This window comes from Intrasporangium chromatireducens Q5-1, from assembly GCF_000576575.1.
Taxonomy (GTDB): Bacteria; Actinomycetota; Actinomycetes; order Actinomycetales; family Dermatophilaceae; genus Intrasporangium_A; species Intrasporangium_A chromatireducens.
In genome coordinates, this window is the sequence record NZ_AWQS01000034.1 from 1 (window position 1) to 17,518 (window position 17,518).

Here is a 17,518-nt window from a genome sequence, read left to right on the forward strand (position 1 = left end):
TGAGCCGGCTTCCGAGCGGAAGCCGGCTCAGCGACATACCTCCTGCGCGTCAGCGACGGCGCTTCTCGCGCACCCGCACGGACAGCTCGATCGGCGTCCCCTCGAAGCCGAACTCCTCGCGCAGCTTGCGCTCGATGAAGCGGCGGTAGCCGGCCTCGATGAAGCCCGAGGCGAACACGACGAAACGCGGTGGCCGGGTCGACGCCTGGGTGGCGAAGAGGATCCGCGGCTGCTTGCCGCCGCGCACCGGGTGCGGGTGTGCGGCCACGACCGAGCCGAGGAAGGCGTTGAGCCGGGAGGTCGGGACGCGCCGGTCCCACGAGTCGAGGGCGGTCTCGAGCGCCGGCACGAGCCGGTCGACGTGCCGGCCGGTGCGCGCGGAGATGTTGGCCCGCGGTGCCCAGGGCACCTGGACCAGCTCCTTCTCGATCTCGCGCTCGAGGTAGTAGCGGCGCTCCTCGTCGAGGGTGTCCCACTTGTTGTAGGCGATGACGAGGGCCCGGCCGGCGTCGATGACCTGCTGGATGACGCGGACGTCCTGCTCCGCGATCGGCTCCTCCGCGTCGATGAGCACGATGGCGACCTCGGCCTTCTCGAGCGCCGCCTGGGTGCGCAGTGACGCGTAGAAGTCGGCGCCCCGGGTCTGGTGCACCCGCCGCCGGATCCCGGCCGTGTCGACGAAGCGCCACGTGCGGCCACCGAGCTCGATCAGCTCGTCGACGGGATCACGGGTCGTCCCGGCCACGTTGTCGACGACGACGCGTTCACTGCCCGCGAGCTTGTTGAGCAGGCTCGACTTGCCTACGTTGGGTCGACCGAGCAGCGCCACCCGACGGGGGCCCCCGGGCGCGAGCACGCCGTGGGCGGAGACCTCGGGCAGCACGTCGAGGACGGCGTCGAGGGCGTCTCCGCTGCCCCGTCCGTGCAGGGCGGACACGGGCCAGGGCTGGCCGAGGCCGAGGTTCCACAGCATCGCCGCGTCGGCCTCGCCCCGCTCGTCGTCGACCTTGTTGGCGACGAGCACGACCGGCTTGCCCGAGCGCCGCAGCAGCTTGACGACGGCTTCGTCGTCGTCGGTCGCGCCGACCGTCGCGTCGACGACGAACATGACGACGTCGGCGAGCTCGACGGCGATCTCGGCCTGCTCGGCGACGCGCAGGTGGATCCCCGTCGCGTCGGCCTCCCACCCGCCGGTGTCGACGAGCATGAACCGGCGGCCGGACCACTCGGCTTCGTAGGAGACCCGGTCGCGGGTGACGCCGGGGACGTCCTCGACGACCGCCTCACGGCGGCGCAGGATGCGGTTGACCAGGCTGGACTTGCCGACGTTGGGACGCCCGATGACCGCGACGACGGGCAGCGGCGCCTCCGGTGCGGACGGCGCCCCGGTGAGTCCCTCCCCCTCGATGAGGGCGCGGTCCTCCGGGCTGAGGTCGAAGTCGGAGAGCCCGGCGCGGAGCGCGCGTTCGACGGAGGTGTCGTCGGGCGAGATCGGGTAGCCCTCCGGGCGTGCGGTCTCGTCGGTCACGGTGTCCTCTCATCGGTGGTGGGGCTGGACGTCCCATTGTCCACCCGCGCGCGCCGGACATGGTCCACGAGCCGGAGCCGCAGCTGCTCCGTGGCAGCCCTCATCCGCTCACGGCCAGGTCTGCACGGGTCGACCTCGAGCGTGAACGGCTCGCCGAAGTCGACGGTGATGCTCGAGAGCAGGGTCGGCCAGGTCTCGGCCGACCGCCCGGGCACCCGGGTGCCGAGCACCGCGACCGGGACGATCGGGGCACCGGTGCGCAGGGCGATCCAGGCCGCGCCCTGGTTGACCTGCTCGACCTCGCCGTCGCGGCGGGTGCCCTCGGGGAAGATGCCCACGACCCCGCCCCGGTCGAGCACCGCCGCGGCCGTGCCGAGCGCCGTGCGGTCCCCCACCGTCCGGTCGATCGGCACCTGCCCCACCGCATCGAGCACCCGCCCGAAGAGTCCCCTGAACGCTTCCTGCTTGACGAGGAAGGTGACCGGTCGCGGGGCCAGCGAGAAGACGACCGGCCCGTCGAGGAACGCGGCATGGTTGGCCACGAGCAGCGCCGGACCGTCGGCCGGCACGCGGTCGACGTGGCGGGTGCGGCCGCGGTAGGCGGTGTGGAACAGGGTGGTGCCGACCCAGCGACCCACCCGGGGCCGCCACGGTGACGGCGCCTCGACAGGACTCATTGACGCGCGGCGTCGACGACCTGCAGGACCGCGGCCACGGACTGGCCGAAGTCGAGGTCGGACGTGTCGACGGTCGTCACGCCGTCGGCCGCGACGGTGAACTCCGAGACCGAGGAGTCGGCACGGTCTCGGTCGACGATCTGCGTGCGGGTGGCGGCGACGGAGGCGGCATCCGCCCGGCCGTGCAGCTCGGTGGACCGGCGGGCCAGCCGCGCCTCCTCCGAGGCGGTCAGCAGGATCCGCACCTGGGCGTCCGGGGCGACGACGGTGGTGATGTCGCGGCCCTCGGCCACCACGCCGCCCTTGGCCGCGCCCGCCTCGGAGATGAGCCGGCGCTGCAGCTGGCGGAGGATCTCACGCACCGGGATGATCGTCGCGACCTTTGAGACCTGCTCCGAGATGCGGGTCTGCCGGATGGCCGCCGAGACGTCGACGCCGTGGACGTGCACCTCCGGCAGGTCGGGGTCCGTGCCGATCGTCAGTGGCAGCTGAGCAGTGGCCGCGGTGACGGCCTCCGCGTCGTCGAGGTCGATCCCCTGGTCGAGGCACCACCACGTGGCGGAGCGGTACATCGCCCCGGTGTCGAGGAAGGCGAAGCCGAGGGTGCGGGCGACCTGCTTTGACACGCTCGACTTCCCGGAGCCGGACGGGCCGTCGATCGCGATGACGAATCCGGCGAGGGGGGTGTCGGCGGCGGCAGGCATGGGCTGCAGCCTACTGGCCTGTCACTGGTGGACCCGCCAGCCCCGGTGGGCCAGCGTCTCGAGGAGCGGCTCGACGGAGCCCGGCACGACCGAGAGGTACGCGACGCCGACGGCCTGCCCGATGCCGTGCTCGAGCTGCAGGTCCTCGAGGTTGATCCCCGCCTCGCCGACGTCGGCGAACAGGCGGGCCAGCGAGCCCGGTTCGTCGGGAATGACGACCGAGACCACCTCGTAGGCGGCGGGCGGTGCGCCGTGCTTCCCGGGGATGCGGGCATGGCCGAGGTTGCCCGCCTCGAGGACCCGGCTCAGCGTGCCGAGCGCGCCCTCCGCCCGGCCCGCGGCGACCGCCTCGAGGGCGGCGACCACCTCGGCGACGTGCTCCTGCACCTCGCGCAGCACGTGGACGAGTGCGGGGGCATTGCCGTAGAGGATCTGCGTCCACAGGCGGGGGTCGCTGGCGGCGATCCGCGTCACGTCGCGCAGGCCCTGGCCGGCCAGGCCGACGGCGGGCTCGGGCAGGTCACGCAGGCCGGCCGCGACGATGCTCGCCGCGAGCTGGGGCAGATGCGAGACGGCAGCGACGGCCGCGTCGTGCTCGGCAGCGGGCATGGTGCGCACGGCCGCCCCGACGTCCGTCGCGATGCTCCGCACCGCCTGCACGGAGCGGGCGTCCGTCGAGTCGTGCGGGACGATGACCCACGCTCGTCCGTCGAACAGGTCGGCTCGGGCGGCCGCGGCGCCCGAGCGCTCCCGGCCGGCCATCGGGTGGGACCCGACGTAGCGGCTGGCGTCGGCGCCTGAGGAGAGCACCTCCCGCAGGATGACCTCCTTCACCGAGGCGACGTCGGTGACGACCGCCTCCGGCCAGCGCGTCAGGGCGTCGACGACGGCAGCGCCACAGACGTCAGGCGGTGCCGCGACGACGACGACGTCCGGTGCCTCGTCGACGTCGATCCGCCCGGCCCTGAGGTCACGCGCCAGCCACCGGGCGGTCGGGGACGGGTCGTCGAGGGCGACGTCGTAGCCGGCGTTGGTCAGGGCGATGCCGAGGCTCGTCCCGATGAGCCCGGTGCCGATGATGCGTACGTGCGCCCTCACGCCCCGCAGCGTAGCGACGCGGGAGCGCAACGCCCCGCACCCGTCCGGATCACAGACCGGCAGCCTTGTAGAGGGCGGCGACCTCGGCGCGCCCCAGCTTGCGGGTGCGGCCGCTGCGCAGGTCGGCCAGCCGGATCGGACCGACCTCGGTCCGGACCAGGGACAGGACGGGGTGGCCGGTCTCCGCGAGCATCCGACGCACGACGTGCTTGCGCCCTTCGTGCAGGACGACCTCGACGAGCGCCTTGCCGGGCTGCGAGTCGACGACCCGGAACGAGTCGACCTTGACGGGGCCGTCCTCGAGCTCGACGCCCTCGCGGAGCCGCTTGCCGAGGTCGCGCGGCACCGGCCCCTGGATCTGCGCGAGATAGGTCTTGAGCACCCCATAGGCCGGATGCTGGAGCCGATGCGCCAGGTCCCCGTCGTTGGTCAGCAGCAGCAGGCCCTCGGTGTCCGCGTCGAGGCGCCCGACATGGAAGAGCCGGTCGTTGCGGTTGCCGAGGTAGTCGGCGATGGACGGGCGCCCGAGCTCGTCGTTCATCGTCGTCACGACGCCCTTGGGCTTGTTGAAGGCGAGGTAGACCCGCTCCTCGTCGAGGTTGACCCGGTCGCCGTCGACGTGCACGACCTGGCGCTTGGGATCGATCCGGACCCCGAGCTCCGTGACGATGTGCCCGTCGACCTCGACGCGGCCCTCGGCGATGAGGTTCTCGCACACCCGGCGGGAGCCGACGCCCGCGGCAGCGAGCAGCTTCTGCAGCCGGACCCCGTGGGGGTCGTGGACGTCGACGTCGTCGGTGCGCGGCCGGTCCGGCAGCCGGGTCGGCTGCCCGGGCTTTGTCGAACCGGCGAACCGCGGTCCCTTGCCGCCGGCTCGCTTGTCGCCGCCCTGGGTCCGTGGGCGCTGGCCGCGGCCCGGCTGCGGCCGCCCGTGGCCGCGCTGGTTACGGGGGGAGCGGGAGTGGTGCTCGCTCATAGGTGGCCCTCCTCGACGAGCTCTTCGATGACATCGGCGTCCGGTAGGTAGGGGGCGAGCGCCGGCAGCTCGTCGAGCGAGCCGAGACCCATCCGCTGGAGGAAGTAGGGCGTCGTGCGGTAGAGCGTGGCCCCGCTCTCCCCCGTGTCCTCGACCTCCTCGATGAGCCCGCGGGTCAGCAGGGTGCGCACGACCCCGTCGACGCTGACCCCGCGGACCGCGCTCACCCGGGCCCGGGACACGGGCTGGCGGTAGGCGATGACGGCCAGCGTCTCGAGCGAGGCCTGGGTCAGCTTGGCCTGCTGCCCGTCGAGGACGAACCGCTCGACGACGGGTGCGAACTCGGATCTGCTGTACATCCGCCAGCCGCCCGCGACGTTGCGCAGCGTGAACCCGCGCTGGGCCCCGGCATAGTCGTCCTCGAGGGCGACGAGGTGCTCGTGGACGTCCTCGACCGACAGCTCGAGGGCGGAGGCGAGGGCTTCCTCGCTCACGGGGTCGTCGACCACCATGAGGACGGCCTCGAGCGCGGCGCGGGCACCTCCGGGGAAGGCGCCGAGGTCGAAGGCGATCTGCTCGTCCCCCACCGGGCCGGTCGCCGTGGCGTCGTCAGTCATCCTGTCCCTCCTGCGTCTCTGCGACCGCCGCGTCCGGGCCGGCTGCCGGGGCCCCGGCCACCACCGCCGGTGTGGCCGCGGCGTCCGTGTCGTCCTGCTCGTCGAACTCGTCAGTGATGTCGACGTCCCCCATGTCGGCGCCGGTCCAGCGGATGTCGAGCTCGCCGAGCGCCTCGGCCTGCTCGAAGGCGATCGCCGCCTCCTTGAACAGCTCGAGCAGGGCGAGGAAGCGGGCGACGATCACGAGCGTGCTGTCCGCGTCGGCGACGAGAGCGCGGAAGGAGACCTGGCCGCGGGCGCGCAGGCGCTCGACGAGGATCGCGGCCTGTTCCCGGACGCTGACCTGCGGCGCGTGCAGGTGCTCCAGGCCGACCGTCGGTGGCGTCTTCGGGGTCAGCGCGCGCGCGGCGATCATCGCGAACTGTTCCGGGGTGACCGCGATGACGAGCTCGGGCAGGAGCGCCGCGAACTCGGGCTCGAGCCCGGCCTGGCGCGGGGTGATCCGGCCGAAGGTGGCCATCCGGTCCGCGAAGGTGCGCGCGATGTCCTTGTAGGCGCGGTACTGCAGCAGCCGTGCGAAGAGCAGGTCGCGCGCCTCGATGAGGGCGAGGTCCTCCTCGTCCTCCGGCCCCACCTGGGGCAGCAACCGGGCGGCCTTGAGGTCGAGCAGGGTCGCGGCGACGACGACGAACTCGGAGGCCTGGCTGAGGTCCCAGGAGTCACCGGCCCCATCCGCCTGCGCCGCCTTGAGGTGGGCGACGAACTCGTCGGTCACCTTCGCCAGCGCGACCTCGGTGATGTCGAGCTTGTGCTTGGCGATCAGGCCGAGCAGCAGGTCGAAGGGCCCCTGGAAGACGTCGAGGTGGACCTCGAACGGCGCGGCCGCACGGCGGGTGATGACGCCACCGGGCGTCAGGTCCGTGCCGCGGCCGAGGGCGCTGTCGGGGACGCCGTCGGGCAGCGGGACGCCGAGCTCCGCCACGGCGTCGGGGGCCGGCTCCAGCCCGGGCGCGGGCGGGACGAGGGCGGCGTCGACCGGGGGGCGGTCGACGAGGTCCGGCTCGCTCATCAGGTCAGGCCGCGTCCCCGCGCGCGATGAGCTCGCGCGCGAGCTGGCGGTAGGCGTCCGCCCCGGAGTGGGTCGGCGCGTAGGCGGTGATGGGCTCGGCGGCGAGGGTCGCGTCGGGGAACTTCACCGTGCGGCTGATGACCGTGTGGAAGACCTGCTCGCCGAAGTGGTCGACGACGGAGCGGACCACCTCGCGGCTGTGGAGGGTGCGTCCGTCGTACATCGTGGCGAGAATGCCGTCGAGCTGCAGGCGCGGGTTGAGCCGGTCGGTGATCTTCTCGATCGTCTCGACGAGCAGGGCCACGCCGCGCATCGCGAAGAACTCGCACTCGAGCGGGATGATGACGCCGTGTGCCGCGGTGAGGGCGTTGACGGTGAGCAGGCCGAGTGAGGGCTGGCAGTCGACGAGGATGACGTCGTAGTCGTCGACGACCGGACGCAGGACCCGCGCGAGCACCTGCTCGCGGGCCACCTCGCCGACCAGCTGCACCTCCGCCGCGGACAGGTCGATGTTGGCGGGGACGACGTCGAGGTTGTCGGTCGTCGTGCGCTCGATGATCTCGCGGATGTCGTGGCCGCCGCCGACGAGCAGGTTGTAGATCGTCTGGTCCAGCTCGTGGGCGCGCACGCCGAGGCCGACGGACAGGGCACCTTGCGGGTCGAAGTCGACGAGCAGCACCTTGCGGCCCAGCTCGGCGAGCGCCGCACCGAGGTTGATCGTCGTCGTCGTCTTGCCGACGCCGCCCTTCTGGTTGCACATGGCGATGATCCGGGCCGGGCCGTGGGTCGTCAGCGGCGGCGGCTCCGGAAAGTGCGGCAGCGGGCGGCCCGTGGGACCGGTGACCGGAACCCGCGGGGACCCGTTGTCGAAGAGGTTGGTGGGGTCACCGACCTGGTCGGCCTGTGCCGCCTCCTGGGTCTCCTCGTTCACCCTGGTGTCCACTCCGCTCCATCGTGCTCGGTCAGCGCCCGCTGATCAGGCCCGACCCTATCAGCGTGCCCGCGGGTGGGCCTCCGCGTAGACCTCGCGAAGTCGGTGCGCCGAGACCATGGTGTAGATCTGCGTCGTCGTGACGGATGCGTGGCCGAGCAGTTCCTGGACGACACGGACGTCGGCGCCGCCGTCGAGCAGGTGGGTGGCGAAGGAGTGCCGGAGGGTGTGCGGCGAGACATGCTCGCGGAGCCCGGCCCGCTCGGCGACCTCCTGGAGCACCAGCCACGCGGACTGGCGGGAGAGCCGGGCGCCGCGCTTGCCGAGGAAGAGGGCGGCGCCCGCGCGACCGTGGGCCGCGAGGCCCGGACGCGCCCGGGTCAGGTAGGCACCCAGGGACTCAGCGGCATACCGGCCGATGGGCACCACCCGCTCCTTGGCGCCCTTGCCGAACAGTCGCACGACCCGCGCCTCGAGGTCGACGTCGTCGACGTCGAGGCCGACGGCCTCGCTGATCCGCGCGCCGGCACCGTAGAGCACCTCGAGCAGGGCCCGGTCCCGCAACGACGTGGGCGGCTCCCCGACCGAGGACGCCTCGAGGAGCCGCTCGACGGCGGCAACGGGGATCGCCTTGGGCAGCCGGGACGGGGGCCTGGGAGGCGCCACGCTCGCGGCGGGGTCGGCTGGCGTCATGCCCTCGACGGCGAGGAAGCGGTGGAAGCCACGGACGGCGACGAGGGTGCGCGCGGCCGAGGAGACGGCCAGGGCCGGCCGACCGGGGCCGCCCTCGCGCAGGTGGGCGAGGAACGCGGTGACGTCCGGCTCGCGCACCGCGACGGCGTCGGTGATACCGCGCTCGGTGAGGAACTCCCGGTAGCGGGCGAGGTCACGACGGTAGGACGCCAGGGTGTTGTTCGCCGCGCCCCGCTCGACCCGGACGTGGTCGAGCCACGCCTTGATGTCGCGGTCGAGGGGCGTGGGTCGCCCCGTCGCCGCAGTCGATGGGCTCAGGACAGCACCTCGGCGAGCTCGATGCTCTCCAGCCCGTGGGCGGCGGCCACCGGCTCCGAGACGAGGGCACCGCCGTGCGTGTTGAGGCCCAGGGCGAGGGCCGGGTCGGCCCGCAGCGCGTCGAGCCAGCCGTGCCCGGCGAGCGCCACCGCGTAGGGCAGCGTCACATTGGTCAGCGCGTAGGTGCTCGTGTGCGGCACGGCACCCGGCATGTTGGCGACGCAGTAGAAGATCGAGTCGTGGACCTCGTAGGTCGGGTTCGTGTGCGTCGTCGGCCGGGAGTCCTCGAAGCAGCCACCCTGGTCGATCGCGATGTCGACGAGGACCGAGCCGGGCTTCATCCGGGAGACCTGCGCGTTGCTGACGAGCTTGGGGGCTCGGGCGCCGGGGACGAGGACCGCCCCGATGACGAGGTCGGCGTCCCCGATGGCGTGCTCGATCTCGAACGCGTTGGAGGCGACCGTCTGGCAGTGCCCCTGGTAGACGAAGTCGGCGTGGCGCAGCTTGGCGATGTCGCTGTCGAGCAGCAGCACCTCGGCCTGCATCCCGAGTGCGATGGCGGCGGCGTTCATGCCGGCGACGCCGGCGCCGATGACGACGACCTTGGCGGCGTAGACCCCGGACACACCGCCGAGCAGGATGCCCCGACCGCCCTGGGCGCGCATCAGCGCCTGGGCGCCGACCTGCGGCGCGAGGCGCCCGGCGACCTCGGACATCGGCGCGAGGAGCGGCAGGCTGCCGTCGGGCAGCTCGACCGTCTCGTAGGCGATGGCCGTGACCTTGCGCCGGACGAGCTCCTCGGCCAGCGGGCGGTCTGCGGCGAGGTGCAGGTAGGTGAAGAGCGTCTGTCCCTCGTGCAGGCGGTCATACTCCTCGGCGACCGGCTCCTTCACCTTGAGGACCAGCTCGGCGACGTCCCAGACGTCGTCGGCCCGGGCGAGGAGGGTCGCACCGGCCGCCCGAAAGTCCTCGTCGGCGATGGCGGAGCCCAGGCCGGCACCCTCCTCGATGACGACCTCGTGCCCGTGAGCGACCAGCTCGGTGACGCCGGCGGGCGTGATCGCCACCCGGAACTCGTTGTCCTTCACCTCGCGCGGGACGCCGACCTTCATGGTCAAACAGTAGTGTCGCCGGCTCGGTGCGGCGTGCCTCTTCGACGTCGAACATGTCACAGCCCGCTCGTTGTTGCGACACGTGGGGCCGTGCGATGGGTATGCCGCTCACACCCGCCCGCGGGCCCGTTCGGTCCCGCTCGTCGCCCCACGGAGGCCTCGATGAAGCTCTACGCAGACACGACGGCGAGACGTACGCGCCAGCTCCTCGCCGACGTCGCCATGCTCGGCTGGCTCGCGGTCTGGGCCTGGGCCGGCCGGCAGGTGCACGACGTCGTGCTGCGGCTGCGCGGTCCGGCCGACTCGCTGCAGACGGCGGGGACCTCGGTCCACGACTCGCTGAGCGGTGCGGGTGCCGAGGCCGGGCGGATCCCGGTCGTCGGGGCGGAGCTGCAGCGCTGGCTCGACGGCGCCGCCGCCTCGGGCACGCGGCTGCGTGGGGCGGGCGAGTCGATGGCCAGCACCATCGAGGCGCTGGCCCTCTGGCTCGGCTGGTCGACGGCGCTGGTGCCCATCCTCACCGTCGGTGCGCTGTGGCTGTGGTTGCGAGCCCGGTTCGTGCGGCGGGCGACGTCGGCACAGCGGTTCATCGACACGCGGGCGGACCTCGACCTGTTTGCGCTGCGGGCCATGGTGCGACAGCCGCTGACCGCGCTCGCGAGGGTCAGCCCCGACCCGGCGGGTGACTGGCGCCGCCGGGACGCGGGCGCCATCCGGGCGCTGGCCGCGCTGGAGCTGCGCGACGAGGGCCTCCGGCTGCCGGGTTGAGCAGGCGGCGGTCGAGCCGGGAGTCAGGAGGTGCGCGTGATCGCCGGCATGAGGTCGGCAGCAGGCGGCGACCAGGCCGCCGCATCAGCGGGCACCTGCTCGCCCGACCGGATGTCCTTGACCTCGTCACCGGGCTCGCCGGCGCCGGGGAACCAGACGTACGGGATACCCCGACGCTCGGCGTAGCGGATCTGCTTGCCGAACTTCGCCGCCGTGGGCGCGACCTCGCACGCGATGCCCCGCGATCGCAGCGCCGTGGCGACCGCGACGGCCGCGTCTCGTGACTCGTCGTCCTTGAGCGCGACGAGGACCGCGGCCGGCGTCGACCGCGAGGCCGTGACGAGGCCACGCCCGATGAGCAGGCCGAGAATGCGGGTCACCCCGATCGAGATGCCGACGCCCGGGTACGTGTTCCTGCCGTCCGAGGCGAGGGCGTCGTAGCGGCCGCCCGAGCAGAAGGATCCCCAGTCCTCGTGCCCGACGAACTGCGTCTCGTAGACGGTGCCGGTGTAGTAGTCGAGCCCTCGCGCGATGCGCAGGTCGGCCACGATGCGTCCCGGAGCGTGCGCCAGACCGGTCCGGATCACGTTCGCCAGCGACTCGAGGCCCTCGTCGAGCAGGGGATGCTCGACCCCCAGCGAGCGCACCCGGTCGACGAAGGACAGGTCCTCGCTGCGGATCTCGGCGAGGGCCAGGCACTGGTCGGCCTGCTGCGGCGTCGCTCCGGACTCGACGAGCAGCTCCTTGACCTTGTCAGGGCCGATCTTGTCGAGCTTGTCGACGATGCGCAGCGTGCCGATGACGTCGGTGAGGCCGATGCCCTGGTAGAAGCCGTTGGGGATCTTGCGGTTGTTGACCTGGATGACGAACTCGCCAACCGGGAACTTGCTGAAGACGTCCGCGATGACGAGGGGCATCTCCGCCTCGAAGTGCGGCGACAGCTCCCCCACGTCGACGACGTCGATGTCGGCCTGGGTGAACTCGCGGTAGCGCCCCTCTTGGGGCCGCTCGCCCCGCCAGGCGCGCTGGATCTGGTAGCGCCGGAACGGGAACTGCAGCTTGCCGGAGTTCTCGAGGACGTAGCGGGCGAAGGGCACGGTGAGGTCGAAGTGCAGACCCCACTTCGCGTCGTCCTCGTCGCCGGCGAGCCGGGAGACGGCGTAGATCTCCTTGTCGGCGTCGCCGCCCTTGCCGAGCAGCCGGTCGACCGGCTCGATGGAGCGGGTCTCGATCGAGGAGAACCCGTGCAGCTCGAAGGTCTCGCGGATGACGTCGAGGAAGCGCTGTTCGACGATGCGCTCGGCCGGAAGGTACTCCGGGAACCCGCTGATCGGCGTGATCTTGGCTGGCGTGCTCACGCGGGCAAGTGTTGCAGGTAGGGGTTCGTGCCGCGCTCGTGGGCCATCGTCGTCGCGGGCCCGTGCCCGGGCAGGACGAGCGTCGTGTCCGGCAGTGGCAGCACGACGTCGCGCAGGCTGCGTTGCATGGCGGCGTTGTCCCCGCCGGGCAGGTCGGTGCGCCCGATCGAGCCTGCGAACAGGACGTCTCCGGACAGCGTCGTGCGGTCCACCTCGACCTGCTCGCCGATGCCGTCGGGCACCCGGTCCACCCCGAACATCACCGACCCCTCGGTGTGGCCCGGCGCGTGCCGGACCTCGAAGTCGAGCCCTGCCAGGGTCAGTCGCGTGTGGTCGGTGATCTCCACGACGTTGCTCGGCTCGGTCCAGGTCGCCTTGCGGCCGAACTGCTGCTCGAACATCGCGATGAGCCCGGGGTTCGTGTGAGCGAGCAGGTCGTGCAGCCGGTAGCGGTCGTCGGTGTGGATGTATGCCGCCGTGTCCGCCCCGCACACGGGCGTGACGGACCAGACGTGGTCGACGTGCCCGTGGGTGAGCAGGACCGCGGCCGGCCGCAACCGGTGCGTCGCCAGAACCTCACGCAGCGTCTCCTCGATGCCGATGCCCGGGTCGACGACGACGCACTCCTCCCCCGGCGCCGGCGCGAGGACGTAGCAGTTCGTGTCGAAGGCCTGGGCGGGGAACGCAACGGTCAGCACACCTGCGAGCCTAGCCGCGGGCACCCAGCCCGCTGAGCGGCATACGGCGTCGGTGCAGGGCAGTTGTCACGGACTCGTGACCATGCCGTCCGCACCGACCGAGGCTGTGTCCCTAAAATGACCGGAGCCCGGCCAAGCCGGACGGTCCGCCAAGGAGAGGTTCGTGACGAAACAGCAGGAGCGCGCCCGCGCACGGCGCCGCCAGCAGGGCCCCCAGCGTGCCACCGAGGCACCCGTGAGCGAGAGCACGAGGGACAAGCAGCTCTTCGGTGGGATCCTCGCGGTCATTCTCGTCGTCGCGGCCTTCGTCGCGGTGCCCCACTTCCTCCCCAAGGGCGACCCGACCCCGCAGTCGGCGCCCACGCAGGCCGGCTCGGCGACGGGCGCGGCGCTGCAGGAGGGACAGCAGCTCGCGGCCGGCTGCGAGCAGCCGCCACCCCTCCAGACGACGCCCAAGACCTTCGCCAAGGTCCCGGATAAGAAGGCGGCAGCCGGCAAGACGTTCGTTGCGTCGGTGCACACGACGTGTGGTGACATCACCTTCGAGCTGAACGGTGCCAAGGCGCCCCAGACGGTCGCCTCGTTCAACTTCCTCGCCAAGGAGGGGTACTGGGCGCCGAGCCCGTGCCACCGGGTGACCAGCGCCGGGATCTTCGTCCTGCAGTGCGGCGACCCGACCGGCAGCGGGTCGGGCGACCCCGGCTACGGCTACGGGGTCGAGAACGCACCCAAGGACGGCGTCTACCCCGCGGGCACCCTGGCCATGGCGCGCACACAGGACCCGAACAGCAATGGCGGCCAGTTCTTCATCGCCTACGAGGAAACGAAGTTGCCCACGGACGGCGGCGGCTACACGATCTTCGGGAAGGTGACCAAGGGACTCGACGTCGTCAAGAAGATCGCGGCCAAGAAGGCGCTGCCCCCCAACACGAACGACGGGACTCCGGTCTCCCCCATCAGCATCCTCAGCGTCGAGGTGACGGAGAAGAAGGCATGACGGACACGACGAAGCAGCCCGAACAGCCGCAGCAGGACGACCCGGCCGAGGTGGCCCAGCAGGTGGAGGCCCAGCAGGTGCAGACCGAGACGCACACCGAGCCGCAGCAGGTTCCCGACGCTCCCACCGAGGCCCACCAGGCCGAGGTCACAGACATCCCGGCCGAGCCGCAGCCGGCAGACGTCACCGACGCTCCGGCCGAGCCGCAGCACGGTGAGGTGACCGACGCTCCGTCGGAGCCGACGGCACAGCCACAGGCCGAGCCCGCCTCGCCTGCGGTGCCCAAGCCCAGCGGCATACCGAAGCCGAGCGCGATCCCGACCCCGGCAGCGATGGCCCGGCCGGCGCCACGTCCCGCGGCCCCGGCCCCGACCGAGGACCACTCGGCGTCGGCGGCGTTCGGGCGCGTCGACGAGAACGGCGTCGTCCACGTGCGCACCAAGGAGGGCGAGCACGAGGTCGGCAGCTACCCCGGCGCGAGCCCCGAGGAGGCACTGACCTACTTCGCCCGGAAGTACGACGAGCTCTATGCCAACGCTGTCCTCCTCGAGCAGCGGCTCGCCCAGCCCGAGGTGCCCTCCAAGGACGTCGCCGACGCGCTCAAGAAGCTGGCCGAGCAGGTCGACGACGCCGCCGTCGTGGGCGACCTCGACGCGCTGCGGGCCAAGCTGGACGAGATCCAGTCGGGCATCGCGCAGAAGCGCAACGTCGAGCAGGAGGCGCGCGCCGCCGCCAAGGCGCAGGCGAAGGTCGAGCGTGAGGCCATCGTCGAGCAGGCGGAGGCGATCGCCGAGCAGCCCGAGAACAAGATCCAGTGGAAGCAGAGCGGGGCACGCATGCGTGAGCTGCTCGACGAGTGGAAGCAGCACCAGCGCTCCGCGACGCGGCTGGACCGCGACACCGAGGCCGCCCTGTGGCAGCGCTTCAGCGGGGCCCGCAACCGCTTCGACAAGGCGCGCCGGGCTCACTTCGCGACGCTCGACGCGACGCACGCCGAGGCCAAGGCGTCCAAGGAGCGACTCGTCGCCGAGGCGGAGCGGCTCTCGACCAGCACGGACTGGTCGGCGACTGCGGGCGCCTACAAGCGGCTCATGGACGACTGGCGCCGCGCCGGCCGCGCGAGCCGGTCCGACGACGACCAGCTGTGGGCACGGTTCAAGGCCGCGCAGGACGCGTTCTTCGCTGCGAAGGACCAGGTGGTCGCTGCCGAGGAGGAGCAGTTCCGCGGCAACCTCGGGGTCAAGGAGGAGCTGCTGAAGGAGGCCGAGGCGCTCCTGCCCGTCACGGACCTCGAGCAGGCCAAGTCGTCGCTGCGCTCGATCCAGGACCGGTGGGACGCGGCGGGCAAGGTGCCCCGCGCCGACATGGAGCGGATCGAGAAGTCGCTGCGTCGCGTGGAGCAGGCGGTCCGCGACGCCGACGAGAAGCGCTGGAAGTCGTCCAACCCGGAGGTCGCGGCGCGGGCCCAGGGCATGGTGGACCAGCTCGAGCGGGCCGTGGCCGACCTCGAGGCCGACCTGGCGAAGGCGGAGTCCTCCGGCAACGAGTCGAAGATCCGCAAGGCTCGGGAGGCGCTCGACGCCCGGCGGGCCTGGCTGGAGCAGGCCAAGACCGCAGCGAGCGAGTTCGGCGGCTGAGCCAAGGCGCGAGGACCCGAGCGACGCCCGGTCAGCGCTGCTGCTGGGTTCCCTTGCCGCCGTTGACGCGGTAGACGTCGAAGACCCCGTCGATCTTGCGCACGGCCTTGATGACGTGCTCGAGGTGGGCGGGGTCGCCCATCTCGAAGGTGAACCGGGACAGGGCGACGCGGTCACGCGACGTCTGCACCGACGCCGACAGGATGTTGACGTGTTGGTCGGACAGGACGCGTGTCACGTCGGACAGCAGGCGGCTGCGGTCGAGCGCCTCCACCTGCAATTGGACGAGGAACACGCTCGCCGAGGACGGGGCCCACTCGACGTCGATGAGCCGCTCGGGGTTGGCCGTCAGGGAGCTGGCGTTCGTGCAGTCCACCCGGTGCACCGACACCCCGTTCCCGCGAGTGACGAAGCCGAGGATGGGGTCGCCCGGGACGGGGGTGCAGCACTTGGCGAGCTTGACCCACACGTCGGCCGTGCCCACCACGACGACGCCGGGATCGCCGCCACGGCGGCGACTGGCCGCTCGGTTCGGGACCGTGGCCTCGGCGAGGTCCTCGGTCGCGCCGTCGACGCCACCCATCGACTCGACGACCTTGTGCACGACGTGCTGGGCGGAGACGTGCCCCTCGCCGACCGCGGCATACAGGGCGTCGATGTCCTGGTAGCGCAGCTCGTTCGCGACGGCGGTCATCGTCTCGTGGCTCATGATTCGCTGGAGCGGCAGGTTCTGCTTGCGCAGCGTCTTGGCGATGCTCTCCTTGCCGGCCTCGATCGACTCCTCGCGGCGTTCCTTGGAGAACCACTGCTTGATCTTGTTGCGGGCACGGGGACTCTTGACGAAGCTCAGCCAGTCGCGGCTCGGGCCGGCTCCGTCCGCCTTCGACGTGAGCACCTCGACGACGTCGCCGTTCTCGAGCGTCGACTCGAGCGGGACGAGCCGCCCGTTGACGCGGGCCCCGATGCAGTGGTGGCCGACCTCGGTGTGCACCGCGTAGGCGAAGTCGACGGGGGTAGCGCCCATCGGCAGGGCGACCACGGATCCCTTGGGGGTGAAGACGTAGACCTCGCTCGCGCCCATCTCGAAGCGGAGGGAGTCGAGGAACTCCCCCGGGTCCTCCGTCTCGCGCTGCCAGTCGAGCAGCTGTCGCAGCCACGCCATGTCGTTCTGCGGGGCCGCCTCCCCGCCCTTGCCATTGACCGCCTGGTCCTTGTACTTCCAGTGGGCGGCGACGCCGTACTCGGCGCGACGGTGCATGGTGTGCGTCCGGATCTGGATCTCGACCGGCTTGCCCTGCGGACCGATGACCGTCGTGTGCAGCGACTGGTACATGTTGAACTTCGGCATCGCGATGTAGTCCTTGAACCGGCCGGGGACCGGGTTCCACCGCGAGTGGAGGGCGCCGAGCGCCGCGTAGCAGTCGCGCACCGTGTCGACGAGCACGCGGACGGCGACGAGGTCGTAGATGTCCTCGAAGTCGCGGCCGCGCACGATCATCTTCTGGTAGACGGAGTAGTAGTGCTTGGGCCGGCCCGTCACCACCGCCTTGATCTTCGCGGCGTCGAGGTCCTCCTCGACCTGCTTGCGCACGCCGGCGAGGTACTCCTCACGGGCGGGCGCCCGCTCGGCCACGAGCCGCACGATCTCGTCGTAGACCTTCGGGTAGAGCGTCGCGAACGACAGGTCCTCGAGCTCCCACTTGATGGTGTTCATCCCGAGGCGGTGCGCGAGCGGGGCATAGATCTCGAGCGTCTCGTTGGCCTTGCGCTTGGCCGACTCCTCGGAGACGTAGCGCCAGGTGCGGGCGTTGTGGAGCCGGTCGGCGAGCTTGATGACGAGCACGCGGATGTCGCGCGCCATGGCGATGACCATCTTGCGGACCGTCTCGGCCTGGGCGGCCTCGCCGTAGGTGACCTTGTCGAGCTTGGTCACTCCGTCCACGAGCATCGCGATCTCGTCGCCGAAGTCGCGACGCAGCTCGTCGAGGCTGTATGACGTGTCCTCGACCGTGTCGTGCAGCAGCGCCGCCGCGAGCGTCGGCGGGGTCATGCCCAGCTCGGCGAGGATCGTCGTGACCGCCAGCGGGTGGGTGATGTAGGCGTCGCCGCTCTTGCGCAGCTGACCCTGGTGGGCCCTCTCGGCAATGGCGTAGGCCCGCTCGATGACCGACACGTCGGCCTTCGGGTGGCTCTGGCGCACCGCCGTCATGAGCGGCTCGAGGACCGGGTTGCCCGACGGCCGAGCGGCGCCGAATCGGGCAAAGCGGGCGCGCACGCGAGACGGCGTGCTCAGCTCGCTGCGGACCTCCTCGCTCATGCGACGAGTCTAGATGGCCG

At 71.9% G+C, this 17,518-nt stretch carries 16 protein-coding genes; 3 read left to right on the plus strand and 13 right to left on the minus strand.

The features are described from left to right. Positions 1–49: 49 nt before the first annotated feature. Genes der through ald form a run of 10 tightly spaced genes read right to left on the minus strand, consistent with a single transcriptional unit; the run spans position 50 to position 9,723 of the window. A complete protein-coding gene (gene der / locus N864_RS06445; RefSeq protein ID WP_034714773.1) occupies positions 50–1,528 on the minus strand; it encodes a ribosome biogenesis GTPase Der in 1,479 nt (492 codons plus the stop codon). Beyond that, on the minus strand, positions 1,525–2,205 hold the full coding sequence (locus N864_RS06450; protein ID WP_034714775.1) for a lysophospholipid acyltransferase family protein: 681 nt from the start codon (positions 2,203–2,205) through the stop codon (positions 1,525–1,527). The genes der and N864_RS06450 overlap by 4 nt, the downstream gene beginning before the upstream one ends. Beyond that, positions 2,202–2,909 carry a (d)CMP kinase gene (gene cmk, locus N864_RS06455; RefSeq protein WP_034714777.1) on the minus strand — a complete coding sequence of 236 codons (708 nt, stop codon included), beginning with the start codon at positions 2,907–2,909 and terminating at the stop codon, positions 2,202–2,204. Before cmk ends, N864_RS06450 begins: the two co-directional genes overlap by 4 nt. A 21-nt stretch (positions 2,910–2,930) precedes the next feature. Beyond that, positions 2,931–4,007 (minus strand): prephenate dehydrogenase, encoded by a 1,077-nt coding sequence (locus tag N864_RS06460; protein WP_034714779.1) that lies wholly within the window; start codon positions 4,005–4,007, stop codon positions 2,931–2,933. A gap of 49 nt (positions 4,008–4,056) precedes the next feature. Further along, positions 4,057–4,983, minus strand: a complete 927-nt coding sequence (locus tag N864_RS06465; RefSeq protein ID WP_034714781.1) for a pseudouridine synthase — start codon at positions 4,981–4,983, stop codon at positions 4,057–4,059. After that, positions 4,980–5,600 (minus strand): SMC-Scp complex subunit ScpB, encoded by a 621-nt coding sequence (scpB, locus tag N864_RS06470; protein WP_034714783.1) that lies wholly within the window; start codon positions 5,598–5,600, stop codon positions 4,980–4,982. The genes N864_RS06465 and scpB overlap by 4 nt, the downstream gene beginning before the upstream one ends. After that, entirely contained in the window at positions 5,593–6,669 is a 1,077-nt protein-coding gene (locus N864_RS06475) for a segregation and condensation protein A (protein ID WP_081793452.1), read from the minus strand. Before N864_RS06475 ends, scpB begins: the two co-directional genes overlap by 8 nt. Positions 6,670–6,673: 4 nt before the next feature. Next, positions 6,674–7,612: a ParA family protein gene (locus N864_RS06480; protein ID WP_338033626.1), complete on the minus strand. Its 939-nt coding sequence runs from the start codon at positions 7,610–7,612 to the stop codon at positions 6,674–6,676. Positions 7,613–7,660: 48 nt separating this feature from the next. After that, a complete protein-coding gene (gene xerD, locus N864_RS06485) occupies positions 7,661–8,560 on the minus strand; it encodes a site-specific tyrosine recombinase XerD (protein WP_034714786.1) in 900 nt (299 codons plus the stop codon). 47 nt (positions 8,561–8,607) lie between these two features. After that, on the minus strand, positions 8,608–9,723 hold the full coding sequence (gene ald, locus N864_RS06490) for an alanine dehydrogenase (RefSeq protein ID WP_034714787.1): 1,116 nt from the start codon (positions 9,721–9,723) through the stop codon (positions 8,608–8,610). Between the two features lie 162 nt (positions 9,724–9,885). Between ald and N864_RS06495 the strand changes: the two genes are divergently transcribed. Further along, the gene (locus N864_RS06495; RefSeq protein ID WP_034714789.1) at positions 9,886–10,491 is read left to right on the plus strand and encodes a hypothetical protein; all 606 of its coding nucleotides are present in this window, start codon (positions 9,886–9,888) and stop codon (positions 10,489–10,491) included. 23 nt (positions 10,492–10,514) lie between these two features. Here N864_RS06495 and hisS read toward each other — a convergent pair whose 3' ends face one another. Both hisS and N864_RS06505 read right to left on the minus strand, forming a co-directional pair. After that, positions 10,515–11,849, minus strand: a complete 1,335-nt coding sequence (gene hisS, locus N864_RS06500) for a histidine--tRNA ligase (RefSeq protein WP_034714790.1) — start codon at positions 11,847–11,849, stop codon at positions 10,515–10,517. Continuing rightward, the gene (locus N864_RS06505) at positions 11,846–12,547 is read right to left on the minus strand and encodes an MBL fold metallo-hydrolase (protein WP_034714791.1); all 702 of its coding nucleotides are present in this window, start codon (positions 12,545–12,547) and stop codon (positions 11,846–11,848) included. Before N864_RS06505 ends, hisS begins: the two co-directional genes overlap by 4 nt. A 163-nt stretch (positions 12,548–12,710) precedes the next feature. Here N864_RS06505 and N864_RS06510 point away from each other — a divergent pair, with 163 nt between their 5' ends. Next, positions 12,711–13,544, plus strand: a complete 834-nt coding sequence (locus N864_RS06510) for a peptidylprolyl isomerase (protein ID WP_034714792.1) — start codon at positions 12,711–12,713, stop codon at positions 13,542–13,544. Next, positions 13,541–15,181, plus strand: a complete 1,641-nt coding sequence (locus N864_RS06515) for a DUF349 domain-containing protein (protein ID WP_081793455.1) — start codon at positions 13,541–13,543, stop codon at positions 15,179–15,181. Before N864_RS06510 ends, N864_RS06515 begins: the two co-directional genes overlap by 4 nt. Positions 15,182–15,212: 31 nt before the next feature. Here the strand turns inward: N864_RS06515 and N864_RS06520 are convergent, their stop codons facing one another. Next, positions 15,213–17,498, minus strand: coding sequence for a RelA/SpoT family protein (locus N864_RS06520; RefSeq protein WP_034714793.1), 2,286 nt, complete (start codon positions 17,496–17,498; stop codon positions 15,213–15,215). Positions 17,499–17,518 lie beyond the last annotated feature (20 nt).